We start from the raw sequence: 17,027 nt of genomic DNA, 5'->3' as shown, positions 1-17,027 counted from the left end.
TTATTATATAATATTGACAATATTTTTATTTTAGAAATGCGTGTCAATGTATTAATTTTAGCCAAGAGGTTATATTTCATGTATGTTAAAAAATTTGAGGATTTAAATAAATCTGATATTCCAATTGCTGGTGGAAAAGGTGCTAATTTGGGTGAATTAACTCAAGCAGGTATCCCAGTACCTCCAGGTTTTGTTGTAACTGCACAAACTTATGAAAAGTTCATGGTGGAAACAGGAATCAATGATCAAGTTTTAAGTATTCTTGATAAAATTGATATCAATGATACTAAGGCTCTTCAAGCAGCTTCTGAAGAAATCAAAGCTATTATTAATGAAACTCCTATTCCAGAAGACATGGTTTTAATTATTACTGAAGCTTACAATCAACTTTGTCAAAGATGTGATGAAGATGATGTTGAAGTAGCTATTAGATCTTCTGCAACAGCTGAGGATTTACCTGAAGCTTCATTTGCAGGTCAACAAGACACTTATTTATATGTTTCTGGAAATGATTCAGTATTAGAGTACTTGAGGAAATGTTGGGCTTCCTTATTTGAAGCAAGAGCTATATTTTACAGAGAAGAAAATAATTTTGAACATTCAAAAGTTTTAATCGCTGTTGTTGTCCAAAAAATGGCAAATGCAGATAAAGCAGGGGTAATGTTCACTGTAAATCCATCTACTGGTGAAGATATAGCTTTAATCGAAGGATCATGGGGTCTTGGAGAAGCTGTGGTTTCTGGTGATGTAACTCCAGATAATTATCAAGTTGCTAAAAAAGACAATGATATTATCAATGTTGCCGTAAGTGATAAAAAGGTCATGTACGTCAATGATGAAAATGAAACCAGTGTTAAAGTTGATGTTCCAGAAGATATGAGAAATGAAAGAGTATTATCTGACGAAGAGCTCATTGAATTAACAGAAATGGGTAAAAAAGTTCAAAATCATTACGGTGAACCAATGGATACCGAATGGGCATTTGAAAAAGGAGAATTATTCTTATTACAAGCAAGACCTATCACTACTTTAGGTGATGCTGTTGAAGATGCTGGTGAAGTTTCTTCTGAAACTGGTGATGTTTTAGTAAGAGGTCTTGGTGCAAGTCCCGGTATGGCTTCTGGTAATGTTAAAATTATTTTAGATATTGCAGAATTAGATAAAATTGAAGATGGGGACATAATGGTTACTACTATGACTACTCCAGATATGGTTCCTGCTATGAAAAGATCAAGCGGAATTGTAACTGATGAAGGTGGAGTAACATGCCATGCGTCTATTATTTCTCGTGAACTTGGAATTCCTTGTGTTGTGGGTACTGGTGATGCTACAACTGTTTTAGAAGAAAATACTAGTGTAACTATTGATGGTAAAAAAGGATTAGTATTTGAAGGACTTTCTGAAATTACTAAAGAAGAAGTACAAGTAACTGGTAGTGTTGAAGCAGCTCCAATTATAACTGTTACTGAAGTGAAAGCTAATGTAAGTATGCCTGAAGCAGCAGCTAAAGCAGCTGCAACTGGTGCAGATGGTGTAGGTTTACTTAGAACCGAACACTTAATGTTAACTGCTGGTGTTCACCCAGGAAAATTCATTGCTGATGGAAGGGAAGATGAATTAATTGATACCATTGCTGAAAATGTTATGATTGTAGCGGATGAATTCTATCCAAAACCAGTATGGTATAGGACTTTAGATGCTCCTACTGATGAATTTATTACATTAGAAGGTGGAGAAAATGAACCTATAGAACATAACCCAATGCTTGGTTGGAGAGGAATCAGAAGGGAACTTGATCAACCTGAAATTCTCAAATGTGAATTCAAAGCTATTAAAAAATTACATGAAAAAGGATACACTAATATTGGAATTATGGTTCCATTATCACAAAGTCCAGAAGAACTTAAACAAGCTAAAGCACTCTGTTCTGAAATTGGTTTAGAACCTCATAAAGATGTTGAATTTGGTATGATGGTTGAAATTCCGGCTGCAGCATTAACTATTGAAGATTATATTGCAGTAGGTATTGACTTTGTAAGTTTAGGAACCAATGATTTAACACAATATACTCTTGCTGTTGATAGGAACAATGAATATGTTGCAAAACATTATTCCGAAGAACATCCTGCAGTAATGAAATTGATTGAAATGACAATCAAAAAATGTGTTGAAGCGGGTGTTAAATGCAGTATCTGTGGTCAAGCAGGTAGTGTACCTCGTATTGTTGAAAAGCTTGTTGGATTTGGAATTACAAGTGTATCTTCAAACACTGATGCTATAGCAGAAGTTAGAAAAACTGTTGCTAGAGCTGAACAAAAAATTATTCTTGATGCTGCTCGTCAACGTTTAGAATAATCTTTTAATTTCTTTTTTTTATTTTTATTAAATTTTAAATTTAGGTTATTTTATGGATGAAAAACCAATAGATAAAGATGTTATTTTAGAGGAGTTAGATAAGCTCCACGATTTAGATCAGGATTATAATGATGGTAGAATTTTAGGTTCAATGTGTACTGAGGCAAATTCTTTTGCTAAGGAAGTTTATTATAAATTCATTGATACAAATTTAGGTGATCATGGTCTTTTTAAAGGTACGAAATTAATCGAAAGTAAAGTCATTGAATCTATTGGTGAATTATTATCTATTGAAAAACCTTATGGTCATATTGTAACTGGTGGTACTGAAGCTAACATTATGGCAATACGTGCTGCTAGAAACTATGCAAGAAAATTCAAGGGAATAGTGGATGGAGAAATAATCATTCCTGAATCCGCTCATTTTTCATTTAAAAAAGCTGCAGAAATGTTAAATTTAAAAATTGTTGAAGTAAATCTTGATGATAATTATAAAATTGATGTAGATTCACTTAAACGTTTGATTTCAGATAAAACAGTTGCTATTGTGGCTATTGCAGGTACTACGGAGTTAGGTTTAATCGATCCAATAGAAGAAATTTCAAAAATAGCTTATGAGAATAATATTTACTTACATGTTGATGCTGCTTTTGGTGGATTTTCTATTCCATTTTTAAGAGAAATGGGATTTGATTTGCCTGTTTTTGATTTTTCTTTAGAAGGAGTATGTTCTATAACTATTGATCCTCATAAAATGGGTATGGCACCAATTCCTGCTGGAGGTATTCTTTTTAGAAAAGAAGAATATCTTGATGTTATGGCAATTGATTCTCCTTATTTAACCATTAAAACTCAGTCAACAATTGTAGGGACACGTTCCGGTGCTGCTTCTGCGGCTACTTATGCTGTCATGAAATATCTTGGAAAAGAAGGATATTCTAAATTAATCAAAGAAGCAATGGATAATACTAAATTTTTAAAAGAAAATCTTGAAAAAATTGGTTATGATGTTATTTGTGAACCTGAATTAAATCTTATTGCATTTAATCATCCTAATATGTGTGCTAATGAATTTGCAGAAAAATTAGAGGGATTAGGTTGGAAAGTTTCAGTTGCTAAATGTCCTGTAGCTATTAGGGTTGTATTAATGAATCATATAAAATTAAATCACTTAAAAGAATTAATAGAAGATTTAAAAGAAATATTTTAACTTTTAATCTTCTGTAATATTTTCGACATACATTAAGGGGTAATTGAGTTCTTCAACAAATTCAATTCTTATTGTAGTTTTAACATTGTCTACTTTTGTATATATTTTAACGTCTAACATATCCCCATTAAGAGAAGTGTAGTCAAACTCGGTCATTGATTCTTCAAGCTTATCAAATCTGATTTTAACATCAACATCTTCAATTGCAGGTTGTAATCTTAAAGAATCTTCCATACTTTTTTCTAATCCTTTTTTTGTATTTTTATTGACGGGTGTTCCTACAAATTGGTGGAATAGAGCACCCATACTAATTGCACCTTCGAAAATTGCTCTTTCTCTTTTTGTTATATTTGAAAAATATTTTTTATCAATGTCCATTGTTATCCTCCATTTAAAAATATGATTTTTTCATAAAATATCTCGGATGGGATTGGATTTATGCAGAAGTAAAATAATAATGCTGAAATTATTAAAACAACCGCGAAAATATAAATTCTATTATCTTTAGGATAGAAATAACTGAATATCATTCCTACTATAAAGAATATTGCAGATAAGATAATTGCATTAGATGCCTGTGGGTTTTCTTTAATGATTTCATTATTCACGGAACCTTCTTTTTCTAGTTCTCCTTCAACTATTATTCTGTTTTCTGTAGATCCGATTGGATCACAAGTTATTAGGAACAATGATTCGTTTCCTCCAACTGGCACATCGGCAGTTCCAGGTACGATTGTTGTGTTAGTTACTGTGTAATTTAATTCTCCAATTCCTGGCCATTCTAATGCTAATGAATCACCAACTGAAAGTTCATTTAATCTTAAAAAAGGAGAACCTTGGAGGGTCCTATGACCGTATAATGCAACATAATCTTTAGTTGGAATGTTGTCTCCAGGGTCATTTAATACTCCTTGATTTAATGATATATTATTAATTTTTTCATTGACTCCGATGTTAGGTATTATAATAGTTGGGCAATCGATGTTTCTTTCCACTGAGATTTTGGATGAAAAGTAATTTACTTCTCCCATTGCATATAATCCAATTATTAATATACAAATAATAATAACTATAGTTGAGATAGTTGGTTTTTTCATAGTATCAACTTTGTTAAATCTAATATAATACTTTTCTCAATCTGTGTATGTTGAGTTTATTTCATTTATCATCCAGTTAGGTGCTTTTGCTGTTGGAATTGTTAAAATGATGCTGTCCATATTATTTATCACATAATCCACTTTATCCTGTGGTGTTTCGATTAGAAGCATATATTGTGCATTTAAATCACCTAGATTTATCTGTCTTTCATAATTTGATAGTTTTATCCCATAATTTTTAAGCATCTCAAAGGTTTTTTCTTCATCATAACCGTTGATTATTGATCCTTTGATTAATTCAAGAACATCTGATGAAAATGCTTTTGTATTCTCTTTGGGATTGGTATTGTTCCCTTTTATTATAGTATTAGATTTTGAATATTCTGAATCAATTTCTCCATTGTCTTCATATCTCATTATTGCCAAAACTGTACATCCACTTATATCTGGGCTTGTATTATTCGAAGTGTAATTTTCAAGAGTATTGTTGTTGTTAGTATAAATATCCACTACACTTCCTACAGTTACAAGACCTGCTCCTGCTTGAAGTCTTGAGACTAAAATTGGAACAGATACAGTATTAGGTTCTTCAAACTTAATTTTTGACAAAACTTCCGCATTATTCTCGTTTACAATATTAATTGCTTTTTTTGTTGGTAGTATTATATTTTTACTTTCGTTTGAATATATTGCCATAGTCCTGTTATACTTGTCTTTATTAGAGTAGATTGATTTTTTGTGAAATGATTGCCAATCTTTTGTTGCTGGTGTCAATATGTTTATTTGTTCTATTTCTTCAGGAGTTCTTGCATCATTGATTCGGTTTTCTAATAAAATTGAATTTTGGGATGTTGTTAATGGTCCACTGTATAAGTCATGTAGTTCATTTAATTTTGTTGTTTTTGCAAGGGTTAACTCCTGTTGTGCAGGTTCATAGATTAAGAAGTAATATGCTGATGAGATTATAGTAAGCAGTATTAGTGTAGTTATTATTATGCCGATTTTTTCCTTTTTTTCATCATTTGATATATCAACAGAATTTGGGCTTAAATAAACTCCAAGTTTATGGTTCAGTTTTTTTAGTGGTGTTAATTCGTTTTCTTTTTTATTTGGTTTTGAATATTCTTCTGTTAGTTGTTTTTTTAATTCTTTTGTTTCTTCAAAACCTTTTGGATACAATGGATCTCTTGGTTTCTTATCATTCATTATTTATACTCCTAATTTTGAATAAATTTAGATGGGTAATTTAATTATAGGAGTAATGTTGCTCATTTTTTAATTAAATTAACTATTAGGTAGTATAAGCAGAATAATAGTAATAATGTTGCAGGAATATTAATATTAAATAAAATTATATCAATTGGAAGAATTAATATTAATATTAATATGGATGATATTGCAATTAATGGCATATTGTCGAATTTAGGATATTTTATGTTACTTATCATAATTAATGAAATGATTATGCTTAATAAAATTGCAATATATGGATTAAATAACCCACTTAGATAAAATGATCCTATTACTAATGATATTCCAGGGATTGGAAATCCGATAAAATCATGAGTATCTATTTTGTCTGCAATCACATTATATCTTGTTAATCTTAAAACTCCACAAATTACAATTAATAAGCTAGCAAGTGTTACTACTATTTGAAAAATGCCTGGGGTGGTGTTAATGCAACTGTAAAGAAAAATTGCTGGTGCAACTCCAAATGAGACAATATCTGACAATGAATCGATATTTTTCCCAAAACCTAATTCATCTTGCCTATTTATTTTACGTGCTACCCAACCATCTGTTGAGTCGAATATAATTGCAATAATCATTAGGATTGCAGCCATGCTGAACTCATGATTAAGTGAAAAGATTATTGATAAAAATCCTGAGGACATATTCATTAAAGATATGATGTCTGATAGTGCAATGAAACTTTTCATATTAGTGTTTTCAATTTTCATATTCGAACTCCAGTATTACTTTTTAGTTTATTTCTTATTAAGCTTATCTTTTATTTTACTTTATTTTTATGTATATTTGTATTTAATACTTAATAATACTTATTTTTATTTGTACTTATTAATTATTCTAGTTTTTCATTATTCAATCAAATTATCATTAATGTGATTGTTTTTAATTAATAATTTTGCAGTTAATTTGTTTTTTATTATATTATTATTCTAAAAGATAAAATATATATAATAATTTTTTTATAAATAGTAATGGTTAAACTTTAATAAATGGTTTATTAATTTAAAATGTTAGATTTATTTTTTGGTGGATAAAATTTAATATTTTTTAATAGCAGTAATGTTTATTTATGTAAATTGGATTCAAATCAATATTGAGTGAGTAGTTAGATGATAGAAGATAATATACGTGTTCTCAGACAAGCAGCAAGAGTTTCTGCTAATAATGACTATAAAATTGAGAAAAATTGGTGTGTTATTGCAGGAAATGCTGATTTAGTCGATAAAGCAGCTTATAATGCTATTGCATCTAACCATCGTGTTAAGATATTATTTAGAGAACATGTAATTTTGAAAGAGGGTAATTTGGATAAAAAGTTCGATTTCATCATGCTTTATGGTAATTCTATCGTTATTGATGAATTTAAAAAATTTGCAGACCAAGAGGGTGGAGCTTATGTAAGAATATTACGTAAGTATTTGGTCGAAGATCCAAATTTAATGGTTTTAGTCGCCCCAGACAATGTCATTAAAAAGACAGTGTCAGTATTAGAAAAATCAAAGATATCCTTTGCAATTTTACAGGATTCACAAACTACTGGATTTATTGATGTTGATTTGAGTAATGATGTAAAGTTACCCAATTTTATTAAATCTGTATTGAAACCATTTTATAATGCGAATGAAGTTGTTTTATCAACAATTTTAATTTCTGTCGATAAAAAGGACGAAATTAAAAAAGTTCAAAGTATAGCTACATCTAACAGAATTTTCGTTATTGACTTTAAAGATATTGTAACGGAGGAGTATTCATGAACATTTTTGGAAAAGAAGAAGAAGAACCACAGATTAATGATACCAAAGTTATTAGCAATAGTTTAGGAATTGATTTAGGAACATTGAACACTGTAATTGCAAAACCTTCAGGTGATAAATTTGATTTATATCAAATACCATCTGTTGTTGCTGTTAAAAAAGATGATCCTTCAGAAGTTTTGGCTGTTGGGGAAGAAGCTAAAAAAATGCTAGGAAGAACTCCAGAGGATATTCTTGCTGTAAGACCTTTGAAAAAAGGCGTAATTGAGAATGTTGTTCAAGCTCAAGCATTATTGATTAAAGCTATGCAAATTGGTATTGATGAGGGGGAAAGTGTTGGAAGAATTGTTATTGGTATTCCTGGTGATGCTTCTGAAGTAGAAAAGAATGCTGCTGAAGAGATAGGTAGAAAAGCTGGAGCTCAGAATATTTTAGTTATTAGTGAAGGATTGGCTGCAGCTATTGGTGCAGGATTACCTATTGCTGAAGCTAATGGAACTATGGTTGTTGATATTGGTGCTGGATCAACTGATATTGTTATCATTTCTCTTGGTGGTATTAATGATATTGAAACTGTTAGATGTGGTGGAGATGACATTGATAATAAAATTGTTGAACTTGTAGCTGAAAAATATGATGTGGCTATTGGTATTCATGATGCTGAATCTGCTAAAATAGAAGTAGGTATGGTACACTGTTCCGAACAATTAGAAAATCTTAGTGTTGAAATAATTGGTAAATCTTTAGAAACTAATAGGCCTAAAAAAGTCATAATCGACTCTATGCTTGTTGCAGAAGCTGTTGAACCTTATATGCAAGAAATTATTGATGGATTAAATGTTATTTTAGAAAGATTATCTCCTGAATTGATGATGGGTGTTTACAATAATTCTGTTGCAGTTGGTGGAACTTCAAGACTTCGTGGTATGAAAGAAAGAATATTTGATGAAATATCTATTCCTATAGCAATTTCTGAAGATCCTATGACTGTTGTAGCAAAAGGTACTGCTATTGTTGCTGCTGAACCTCTTGCATTAGAACCTGAAGTACGTCTTAGAGCTATGAAATAAATATTTTTATTTATTTCTTTTTTTTACTTTTTTTATTTGATTTTTATGGATATTTTAGGAATTGATGAAGCGGGTAGGGGATCTGTTTTAGGTCCAATGGTTATTGCAGGAGTTATTGTTCCTGAAAAAATGGGCAAAGTTCTTGAAAGAATGGGTGTTAAGGATTCTAAAAGGCTTACCCCTAATAGACGGACTATTTTGTCTAGAAAATTAAGAAAAATGTTTGATTTTGAAATTGTGATGATTTCTGCTCGTGAAATTGATGAATTAAGGGAAAATGGTGTTAATCTTAATGAGATAGAAAAAAATGCCATGGAAAGTATCATTTTAAAATTAAAACCTGAAAAAACTATTGTTGATGCTGTAGATGTTAAAGCGGAACGTTTTCAAGAAAATTTATGTAAAGACACTGGTTATAATGTTGTAGCTGAACATAAAGCTGATGATAAGTATATTGAAGTTAGTGCAGCATCTATCATTGCAAAAACCGAAAGGGATGCTCAGATTAAAGAGATTAATAATGACTATATTAAGTCAGGTGGTATTGGTTCAGGTTATCCGTCAGACCCAAAAACTAAAAAATTTTTAACTAATTATACTTATGATGAAATGCCTGATTTTGTTAGAAAGTCATGGGCTACTGTTGCAAAAATGAGATAATTTAGTGCTTTTTTTTAAAATAATATTTAAGTATATGAATTTATATAAATATTCTTATAAAAAATTTTCAATTTAATATTTTATAGAGGATGAAAATGATTATTGAGAATATTACGCCTTTTATTGATGGAGTAATGGATCTTTTTACTCAAGGAGGAATTATTACTTATGTAATTCTTTTTGTGGGGATTTATGGTTTTATTATTGCATTGAGAAAGATTTTATATCTTAGAAAAATTAGTAAAGTAGATACAACTGAAATATTTGGAGTTGTAACTGCATCTATGGAAAGAGGAGGGGCTGTAGAAGCTTTAAAACAGATAAATGGTTTTAAGAATCCTATTTCCAGGATTATTTCTGAAACTTTAAAGATTGGTTATAAAAATAAAACAGAAGTTGAAGAAAGTATGGAACAAATTTTCATTGTTGAAGTAGGAAAAATGACTAAAGGGTTAAATACAATTAAAACCATTACTGAATTAGCACCATTTTTAGGTTTAATCGGTACTGTTATTGGTATTTGGTTGACTTTTAAATCATTAGGTGTAAATCCAGATTCTGCTGCGATGGCAGAAGGTATTTATGTTGCATTAACTACAACTATTATGGGACTTTTAGTCGCAATTGTTTTATTACCACTTTATACTTATATCCAAGGTCTTATTGAAGTAGAAATGGATAAAATTGAACTTGCTACAAAAATGACCAATTGGGGTTTTGCAGTAGTTAAAGTTAGAGTTGATTCAAATGTTGAATGTGCACTTGAAGCATTACAAGAAGCTGAAGGGGTTGTTAATACAAGATTTATTTCAGATCCATACGCAAATATTAAAGTTTCTTTTAAACCAAGCATGTTAGATAAAAGTATTTCCAATATTATATTGGAAAAGTGTAATGTTAATGCTGAAATTACTGAAAGTAAACTAAAACAATAGGTGATTAAATGGCAATTGATGTTGGAAGACATAAAAAGAAAATTTCAGACAACAAGCCAAATATCAATTTAGTTCCATTTATTGATATTCTATTCACAATTATGATTTTTTTAGTAGTGACTAGTAATTTTTCAGCTGAAGCTCAAGCGGACGATGCAGATGTTACAGAGGGTGGTGGAAAACCTAATGTTACTTCTGTTTCAGGTGATGTTGAATACTATGTAATGCCTGTAGCTAATTTGCATAAAGTCACTGTCAATGGTGTTGATAAATCAGACACGATTCTGAATAGTGCTGTTGGTGTTCAAGCAAATGTAATTGATAATGGTAAAATTTCCATTAAACCTGGTGAAATTGATATTACAACTCCATCTGGAATTTCACCTGATAAAGCAGTCCAACGTCCGCAACTTTAAAATAGAGGAATAAAAATGTATACAGGTAGAATTTTATCAACTGGAATGACCTGTGAAGGTAAGCCTTTTGTTGCATATAGGGTTTCAAGTAGGTCATTTCCAAATAGGCAATGTCTTAAATTTGAAAATCGTGCGGCAGTTGTTCCAAAAGAAGGATTTGAAAAGGATATTTTTGAAAATCCTTATATTACTTACAATTGCATTCGCATTGTTAATGATTTTGCAATTGTATCTAATGGGTCTCAAACTGATGTTATAGCAGATAAAATTGCTTTAGGGATGAATTTAAAGGATGCAATAGCATATTCATTACTTACAATGGACTATGAGAAGGATAGTTATAATACTCCAAGAATTACTGCGGGGGTTACTGCTTCTAGTGATGAAGATGAATATGAATGTTATTTTGGTATAGTTAACGACCATAAGATTTTGGTTGAGCAAATTCCATATGGAAAGGCAGTATTTATTTCAACTTATGGTACTCAAGTTCCTGATCCAGTGGAATTTAATGCAGAAACAGCTACTGATGGTGCTAAGTTTATTTTTGATGAATGCACTTTTGCAGAGTATGAAAAGCCAGTAACTTCTTCTGCTGCAGTTTTTGATGGAGAATGGGCTATTGATGTCTATAATCCATAATCTTTTCTTTTTTTTAAACTTTTTTTAGATGATTATTATGAGTATTGAATTATTTGGTTTAGAGAATATTCCTATTATTGATGGGGATAGTGATATTTCAAAAATTATTAAGGAAGCTATTGAAAAGCAAGGATGTGGCATTTGTCATGGGGATATTATATTAATTGCTGAAACCTTAATTTCAAAAGCTGAAGAGAATTTTATAAAATTGGACGATTTAACTCCATCAAATCAAGCTATTGAATTAGCAAAGAAAGCTAAAAAAGATCCACAATTAGTTGAATCTATTATCCAACAATCCAATGAAATTGTTGCAGTAGGTCCAAAATTCATCATTACAGAAACTGTTCATGGTTTTGTTTGTGCTAATGCAGGTATAGATGAATCTAATGTGGGTGATGGTTTTGCTACTCCAATGCCTAAGAATGCAGACAAATCTGCTTTTAAAATTCGTGAATATTTGGAAGAAGAATTTGGTGAAGAAATTGCAGTTATTATAACTGATACTCAGGGAAGAGCATTTAGGTTTGGTGCTGTTGGTACTGCAATTGGATGTTCAGGAATTTCTCCAATATGGAAAAGAGTTGGTGAAAAAGATTTGTATGGTAGGGAACTCGAAACTACTGAAATTGCGACTTGTGATGAATTAGCTTCAGCAGCATCTCTTATAATGGGTCAGGCTGATGAAGGTCTTCCAGTTGTTATTATTCGTGGTTTTGATAGTTTTGATACTTTAAGGGATGTTAATTCAAATATTAAATCTGTTCTCATGCCAAAAGAATTTGATGTATTTAGAAATTGAGTGGTTTTATGATTACTGTTTTATCTGGTGGAACTGGTACTCCGAAATTATTGCAAGGATTAAAAGAAGTCATTAATCCTAAAGATTTGAATATTATTGTTAATACATTAGAAAATAACTATTTTTCTGGTGTTTATGTATCTGCAGATATTGACACCGTGTTATATACTATGGCAGATATGATTAATGATGAATTATGGTATGGTGTTAAAAATGATACATTCATTACTCATGAACGTCTTGAAGAGCTTGGATGTCCGGAATTACTTAGAATTGGAGATATTGATCGTGCAACTAAGATACAAAAGACTCAATTGATGGAAAAATATGGTCTTAATAAAGCATGTGAAATTCAGGCTAAGAATATGGGTATTTCATCAAGAATTATTCCAATGAGTGAAGAAAATTCAGATATTAAAATTATTACTGATGTGGGTGAATTAGAATTCCATGATTTCCTGATTAAACATCAGTCTGAGCCTGAAGTATTGGATCTTAAATTTTCCAATGTTTCTCCTACTGAGGGAATTGTTGATATAATTAAAAATTCGGATGTTGTAATTATTGGTCCATCAAATCCAATTACTTCAATCTTACCAATTTTATCATTAGATGGTGTCCGTGATGCATTAAAAGAGACTCATGTTATTGCAGTATCTCCAATTATTGGTTCAGATTCTGTTTCAGGACCTGCAAGTAAATTCATGAAAGCATTAGGTATTGATGTTTCTTCTGTTGGGGTGGCATCAATGTATGAAGATTTTTTAGATACGATGATAATTGATATTCAAGATAGTGATAAAAAAACTGAAATAAATCAAATAGTTAATAAAGTAATAATTACAAATACAATAATGAATAATTTAAAAGCTAAAAAAAATTTGGCTAAAATTATTATTGATAGTATTCCTTAATATGGAAAGAGGTTGTTCAATGATACAAATGACATTAATACAAATTGACAATTATGGTCCTTGGACTGTCACTCCAAGACCAAGAACTGAGTCTGACTTACAAATTCTTCAAGCAAGATTATTTGCTGATTTAAACAGTTATTTTGGATCTAAAAAAGGTTTAGTTTTCTTCACTAGATTTGATAACTTACTTGCGATTTCAAATGGTATAAATGAAGAGGATCATTTAAGAATCCAAAGATCTATTAGGAATAAGTATCCTGTTACTGTAAGTATGGGTGTAGGTGCTGCTGAAACTCCGCATGAAGCTCAAAGATTAGCTACTATTGCTCTTCAAAAAGCAGGTAGTGCTCAATCTGGAGAAAGAAAAGAAATTTTAGCTATCGATAGTTTAGTTGATGAAGAAGATAGTTTTGTTCAAGCAGCTCACATTGATATTAACAGTGTTACAGAGACTCTTACTGATATTGAATCTGCTTTTGACACAAGTTTCAGTGTTAATAAAGCTCAACATTATTTGATGACTAAATTAATTAAGAAAGGAGCATTATTGTTCTTCATAGGGGGGGATAATTTCATGGCTCCATGTAATGGATTATCTGAAAAAGAGATTGAAGATTTATTAATTGAAATTGATGAAGAAATTGGTATTAAACTTAAAGCAGGTATTGGAAGAGCTAAAAATGCTGAAGATGCAGCATATATGGCAGATATTGGTTTAGAAGAAATCCGTGCACATAATAACGAAATGTGGACTTGGATTGTTGAAAAAGAAGATTGAGGAATTCTATGCTTAAAGTAGTGGCACCAATGGCAGGTATAACTAATGCTGCTTTTTTAAATAAGGTTATTCCATATGGATTTAATGTAGCTACTTTAGGAGGATATAGTTTAGATTGTCCTACAATTGAAGCCAGTAAAAAGATTATTCAACGGGGAAGGAAAGAATTTAATTTTCCTTTGGATGTGATTTTTCATCATATTGAAAATGAAGTTGATTTAATTAAAAAAACTCATAATAATGTAAAAGTTTCAGCTAATGTTCGTGCAACAAATCCCCAACCAATAATTGATGTGGGAAATATTAAAAAATTGGATATTGTAGAAATTAATTGTCATTGTCGCCAAAAAGAAATTTTAGATATTGGTTGTGGACAGGAAATGTTAAAAAGAGATGATTTAAAAGAATTCATCTCTCAGATTGTTGATAATACGAATAGTGAAGTTTCAGTTAAAATCAGGGCTAATGTTGAATGTGTTGATACATTAAAAATAGCTCAATTGATTGAAGATGCTGGTGCTGATTATTTACATATTGACGCAATGAAAAAAGGCGTTTTTGAAGCTGACTGGGAACTTTTAGAAAAAATTTGTAATAATGTTGATATTAAGGTTATTGGAAATAATTCTGTAAATTCAGAAATTAATGTTAAAAAGATGATTGACACTGGTGTTGATGGTTTTTCAATTGCTCGTTCTGTTATTTCTGGAAATTTAGAATTTAATATCTAATCTTTATTTTTTAAAACAATTGTTATTAGAAAGTATTATTAATACTTTAATATATAATTAATTTTAATAGGTGATTTAATGGATTTTATAACACTTAAAAATATTACTAAAACTTTTGATGGTGTTGATGTTCTTAAAGATGTAAATTTAAAAATTAGTGAAGGAGAAACTTTAGGTATTTTAGGACGTAGTGGAAGCGGAAAATCTGTTTTAATTAACATGTTGAGAGGTACATCAGATTATAAACCTGATGCAGGTCAAATATTAGTTAATGTAGCTGTTTGTCCAGAATGTTTAGCAGTAGATTCTCCATCTCATGCTGGTGAAAAATGTAGTTGTGGTGCAACTTTAGAAGCAAAAGAAGTGGATTTCTTTAATGCAGAAAGGAAATTATTCTCAAGTATTAAAAGAAGAATTTCCATTATGTTGCAACGTAATTTTGCATTATATGATGAGGAAACCGTAATTGAGAATGTAATGAGAGCAATGCCTGAGGGTAAAGACTATGAAGAAGGAATTTATGAAGCTTTAGAATTACTTGAAATGGTTCAAATGAATCATAGGATTACTCATATTGCTCGTGATTTAAGTGGTGGGGAAAAACAGAGAGTTGTACTTGCAAGACAATTGGCAAAGTCTCCAATGATGTTTTTAGCTGATGAACCTACAGGTACATTAGACCCTCAAACTGCGGTTAAGCTTCATAACACTCTAAAAGAGGGTGTTAAAGATAAAGGAATAACCATGGTAATCACTTCTCACTGGCCAGAAGTAATGATTGAATTAGCAGATAGTGTTATCTGGTTAGAAGAGGGTCAAATTAAGGAAGAAGGGGATCCTCAAAAAGTTGTAAATGATTTTGTAGCTACAATTCCTATCCCTAAAAAACAGGAAATTCCTGAATTTGGAGAACCTGAAGTAGTTTTAGAAAATGTTAAAAAACATTATTATTCCATCGAAAGAGGTGTTGTTAAAGCAGTTGATGGTGTGGATTTAACTATTAATAAGGAAGAAATATTTGGTATTGTAGGTTTAAGTGGTTCTGGAAAAACCACTACTGCTAGGATGTTAATGGGATTGACTGAACCAAGTGGGGGAGATATAGAAATCAAGCTTGGTGATGAATGGATTGATATGACTAAAGTAGGCCCTATTAATCGTGGTCGTATAATGCCTTATATTGGATTATTACATCAAGAATATTCTTTATATCCTCATAGGACAATTCTTGGTAATTTAACTGATGCAATTAGTCTAAATCTACCTGCTGAATTTGCTAAAATTAAAGCAATCCATGCATTGACTACTGTTGGATTTTCAGATGAACTTGCAGAGAACATTCTTGAGAAATATCCTGATCAATTAAGTGTGGGTGAAAGACATAGGGTTGCTTTAGCTCAAGTTTTAATTAAAGAACCTAATTTAATCGTGTTGGATGAACCAACAGGTACTATGGATCCGATTACTCGTGTTATTGTAACTGATTCCATCTTAAAAGCACGTAATGAATTAGAACAAACATTTATTATTATTTCTCACGATATGGACTTTGTTTTAGATGTCTGTGATAGAGCTGCTTTAATGAGAGGAGGTAAACTCTTAGACATAGGCACTCCTGAGGAGATAGTTGATAAATTAACTGCAGATGAGAAAGAAGATATGCTTAAAGAGAATAGGTAATTCTTCTTATTCATTTAATTCTTTTTTTATTTTTTTCCAATTTGGACAAAATTTGTCCATTAGTTTTTTAAATTTTTTACCATGATTAAATTCTATTAAGTGACATAATTCATGTATCATTACATATTCTAAACATTTAGGATCTTTTTTTGCTAAATTTAGGTTTAATGTTATTTTCCCATTTTGCCTGCAATTCCCCCAGTTTTTCATTTTTCTAACTTTGACTTCAGATGGTTTTTGCCCAACAATAGCACTACATTTATTTAACACTTGAGGTATTACATTTTGAAGCTCTTTTCTATAAAAATCAACTAGTATTTCCTCTCTTTTGCTTATTGTACTTCGTTTTGGTACTGGTAAATATAGGAGGGATTTGTTTTCATCGATTAAACCATGTTTTATTTTATTATTTTGAATCAATTGGAGTGTGTATTCTCTTCCCCATAGATAATGTTTTTCACCATTAATAAATTTTAAGGGAGCTTGGATGTTGTTATTTAAAATAAGTTCCTGTTTTTTTAAAATCCAATTTTTTCGAGATTTGATAAAGTCTGTTATTTCTTTATCAGGTATTAAAAATGGAGCAGATACTTTCACATCTCCTTTTGGAGGAACAACTCGAAGATACATATTTTTAATGTTTTTTCGTTCTAATAGTATACATATATCTTCGATTATTAACTTTTCTTTCATAAAAATCTATATTTAAATTAGTAATTAAAATAT

Annotated in this window: 18 protein-coding genes; 13 read left to right on the top strand and 5 right to left on the bottom strand. The window is 30.6% G+C overall.

Annotation, left to right across the window (positions count from 1 at the left end; translation table 11 throughout):
- Window positions 1-78 precede the first annotated feature (78 nt).
- Entirely contained in the window at window positions 79-2,355 is a 2,277-nt protein-coding gene (gene ppsA / locus ACR0P1_RS05590) for a phosphoenolpyruvate synthase (protein ID WP_432645425.1), read from the top strand.
- 52 nt (window positions 2,356-2,407) lie between these two features.
- Window positions 2,408-3,565 (top strand): tyrosine decarboxylase MfnA, encoded by a 1,158-nt coding sequence (mfnA, locus tag ACR0P1_RS05585; RefSeq protein WP_432645423.1) that lies wholly within the window; start codon window positions 2,408-2,410, stop codon window positions 3,563-3,565.
- Window positions 3,566-3,568: 3 nt separating this feature from the next.
- Here the strand turns inward: mfnA and ACR0P1_RS05580 are convergent, their stop codons facing one another.
- The 4 genes from ACR0P1_RS05580 to ACR0P1_RS05565 form a co-directional block, all read right to left on the bottom strand.
- Window positions 3,569-3,943 carry a dihydroneopterin aldolase family protein gene (locus ACR0P1_RS05580; RefSeq protein ID WP_432645422.1) on the bottom strand — a complete coding sequence of 125 codons (375 nt, stop codon included), beginning with the start codon at window positions 3,941-3,943 and terminating at the stop codon, window positions 3,569-3,571.
- A gap of 2 nt (window positions 3,944-3,945) precedes the next feature.
- On the bottom strand, window positions 3,946-4,662 hold the full coding sequence (locus tag ACR0P1_RS05575) for a class E sortase (protein ID WP_432645421.1): 717 nt from the start codon (window positions 4,660-4,662) through the stop codon (window positions 3,946-3,948).
- A gap of 36 nt (window positions 4,663-4,698) precedes the next feature.
- Window positions 4,699-5,868: a hypothetical protein gene (locus ACR0P1_RS05570; RefSeq protein WP_432645420.1), complete on the bottom strand. Its 1,170-nt coding sequence runs from the start codon at window positions 5,866-5,868 to the stop codon at window positions 4,699-4,701.
- Between the two features lie 62 nt (window positions 5,869-5,930).
- Window positions 5,931-6,626, bottom strand: a complete 696-nt coding sequence (locus tag ACR0P1_RS05565) for an archaetidylserine synthase (protein ID WP_432645419.1) — start codon at window positions 6,624-6,626, stop codon at window positions 5,931-5,933.
- A gap of 399 nt (window positions 6,627-7,025) precedes the next feature.
- On the opposite strand from ACR0P1_RS05565, the gene ACR0P1_RS05560 reads away from it, so the two are divergent.
- From ACR0P1_RS05560 to atwA, 11 genes are all read left to right on the top strand, one after another.
- Window positions 7,026-7,670 carry a hypothetical protein gene (locus tag ACR0P1_RS05560; RefSeq protein ID WP_432645418.1) on the top strand — a complete coding sequence of 215 codons (645 nt, stop codon included), beginning with the start codon at window positions 7,026-7,028 and terminating at the stop codon, window positions 7,668-7,670.
- Window positions 7,667-8,740, top strand: a complete 1,074-nt coding sequence (locus ACR0P1_RS05555; RefSeq protein ID WP_432645417.1) for a rod shape-determining protein — start codon at window positions 7,667-7,669, stop codon at window positions 8,738-8,740. Before ACR0P1_RS05560 ends, ACR0P1_RS05555 begins: the two co-directional genes overlap by 4 nt.
- A 45-nt stretch (window positions 8,741-8,785) precedes the next feature.
- Window positions 8,786-9,400, top strand: coding sequence for a ribonuclease HII (gene rnhB, locus ACR0P1_RS05550; RefSeq protein WP_432645416.1), 615 nt, complete (start codon window positions 8,786-8,788; stop codon window positions 9,398-9,400).
- Between the two features lie 95 nt (window positions 9,401-9,495).
- Complete coding sequence (locus tag ACR0P1_RS05545; RefSeq protein ID WP_432645415.1) at window positions 9,496-10,335, top strand: MotA/TolQ/ExbB proton channel family protein; 840 nt, start codon at window positions 9,496-9,498, stop codon at window positions 10,333-10,335.
- 8 nt (window positions 10,336-10,343) lie between these two features.
- On the top strand, window positions 10,344-10,751 hold the full coding sequence (locus ACR0P1_RS05540; RefSeq protein ID WP_432645414.1) for an ExbD/TolR family protein: 408 nt from the start codon (window positions 10,344-10,346) through the stop codon (window positions 10,749-10,751).
- Window positions 10,752-10,766: 15 nt separating this feature from the next.
- Window positions 10,767-11,393 carry an IMP cyclohydrolase gene (locus ACR0P1_RS05535; RefSeq protein ID WP_432645413.1) on the top strand — a complete coding sequence of 209 codons (627 nt, stop codon included), beginning with the start codon at window positions 10,767-10,769 and terminating at the stop codon, window positions 11,391-11,393.
- A 28-nt stretch (window positions 11,394-11,421) separates the two neighbouring features.
- Entirely contained in the window at window positions 11,422-12,195 is a 774-nt protein-coding gene (locus ACR0P1_RS05530; protein ID WP_432645412.1) for a coenzyme F420-0:L-glutamate ligase, read from the top strand.
- 8 nt (window positions 12,196-12,203) lie between these two features.
- Complete coding sequence (gene cofD / locus ACR0P1_RS05525) at window positions 12,204-13,109, top strand: 2-phospho-L-lactate transferase (RefSeq protein ID WP_432645411.1); 906 nt, start codon at window positions 12,204-12,206, stop codon at window positions 13,107-13,109.
- Between the two features lie 19 nt (window positions 13,110-13,128).
- Window positions 13,129-13,890, top strand: coding sequence for a GTP cyclohydrolase III (locus tag ACR0P1_RS05520; RefSeq protein WP_432645410.1), 762 nt, complete (start codon window positions 13,129-13,131; stop codon window positions 13,888-13,890).
- Between the two features lie 29 nt (window positions 13,891-13,919).
- Entirely contained in the window at window positions 13,920-14,621 is a 702-nt protein-coding gene (locus ACR0P1_RS05515; protein WP_432645424.1) for a tRNA-dihydrouridine synthase, read from the top strand.
- A gap of 78 nt (window positions 14,622-14,699) precedes the next feature.
- Window positions 14,700-16,301 carry a methyl coenzyme M reductase system, component A2 gene (gene atwA, locus ACR0P1_RS05510; RefSeq protein WP_432645409.1) on the top strand — a complete coding sequence of 534 codons (1,602 nt, stop codon included), beginning with the start codon at window positions 14,700-14,702 and terminating at the stop codon, window positions 16,299-16,301.
- Window positions 16,302-16,307: 6 nt separating this feature from the next.
- On the opposite strand, the gene ACR0P1_RS05505 is transcribed toward atwA, so the two are convergent.
- Window positions 16,308-16,994, bottom strand: a complete 687-nt coding sequence (locus ACR0P1_RS05505) for a M48 family metallopeptidase (protein WP_432645408.1) — start codon at window positions 16,992-16,994, stop codon at window positions 16,308-16,310.
- Window positions 16,995-17,027: the final 33 nt, after the last annotated feature.

This window comes from Methanobrevibacter sp. (assembly GCF_050872065.1).
Lineage (GTDB): Archaea > Methanobacteriota > Methanobacteria > Methanobacteriales > Methanobacteriaceae > Methanocatella.
The sequence above is the reverse complement of the archived record's forward strand: the minus strand, read 5'-3'. Positions and strand labels throughout refer to the sequence as shown.

Coding starts and splice junctions, on each gene's coding strand:
- rnhB (WP_432645416.1), top strand. CDS start 8,786: ATGGATATTTTAGGAATTGATGAAGCGGGTAGGGGATCTGTTTTAGGT.
- ACR0P1_RS05515 (WP_432645424.1), top strand. CDS start 13,920: ATGGCAGGTATAACTAATGCTGCTTTTTTAAATAAGGTTATTCCATAT.
- ACR0P1_RS05560 (WP_432645418.1), top strand. CDS start 7,026: ATGATAGAAGATAATATACGTGTTCTCAGACAAGCAGCAAGAGTTTCT.
- ACR0P1_RS05535 (WP_432645413.1), top strand. CDS start 10,767: ATGTATACAGGTAGAATTTTATCAACTGGAATGACCTGTGAAGGTAAG.
- ACR0P1_RS05555 (WP_432645417.1), top strand. CDS start 7,667: ATGAACATTTTTGGAAAAGAAGAAGAAGAACCACAGATTAATGATACC.
- ppsA (WP_432645425.1), top strand. CDS start 79: ATGTATGTTAAAAAATTTGAGGATTTAAATAAATCTGATATTCCAATT.
- cofD (WP_432645411.1), top strand. CDS start 12,204: ATGATTACTGTTTTATCTGGTGGAACTGGTACTCCGAAATTATTGCAA.
- mfnA (WP_432645423.1), top strand. CDS start 2,408: ATGGATGAAAAACCAATAGATAAAGATGTTATTTTAGAGGAGTTAGAT.
- ACR0P1_RS05505 (WP_432645408.1), bottom strand. CDS start 16,994: ATGAAAGAAAAGTTAATAATCGAAGATATATGTATACTATTAGAACGA.
- ACR0P1_RS05540 (WP_432645414.1), top strand. CDS start 10,344: ATGGCAATTGATGTTGGAAGACATAAAAAGAAAATTTCAGACAACAAG.
- ACR0P1_RS05545 (WP_432645415.1), top strand. CDS start 9,496: ATGATTATTGAGAATATTACGCCTTTTATTGATGGAGTAATGGATCTT.
- ACR0P1_RS05575 (WP_432645421.1), bottom strand. CDS start 4,662: ATGAAAAAACCAACTATCTCAACTATAGTTATTATTATTTGTATATTA.
- atwA (WP_432645409.1), top strand. CDS start 14,700: ATGGATTTTATAACACTTAAAAATATTACTAAAACTTTTGATGGTGTT.
- ACR0P1_RS05520 (WP_432645410.1), top strand. CDS start 13,129: ATGATACAAATGACATTAATACAAATTGACAATTATGGTCCTTGGACT.
- ACR0P1_RS05580 (WP_432645422.1), bottom strand. CDS start 3,943: ATGGACATTGATAAAAAATATTTTTCAAATATAACAAAAAGAGAAAGA.
- ACR0P1_RS05530 (WP_432645412.1), top strand. CDS start 11,422: ATGATTATTATGAGTATTGAATTATTTGGTTTAGAGAATATTCCTATT.
- ACR0P1_RS05570 (WP_432645420.1), bottom strand. CDS start 5,868: ATGAATGATAAGAAACCAAGAGATCCATTGTATCCAAAAGGTTTTGAA.
- ACR0P1_RS05565 (WP_432645419.1), bottom strand. CDS start 6,626: ATGAAAATTGAAAACACTAATATGAAAAGTTTCATTGCACTATCAGAC.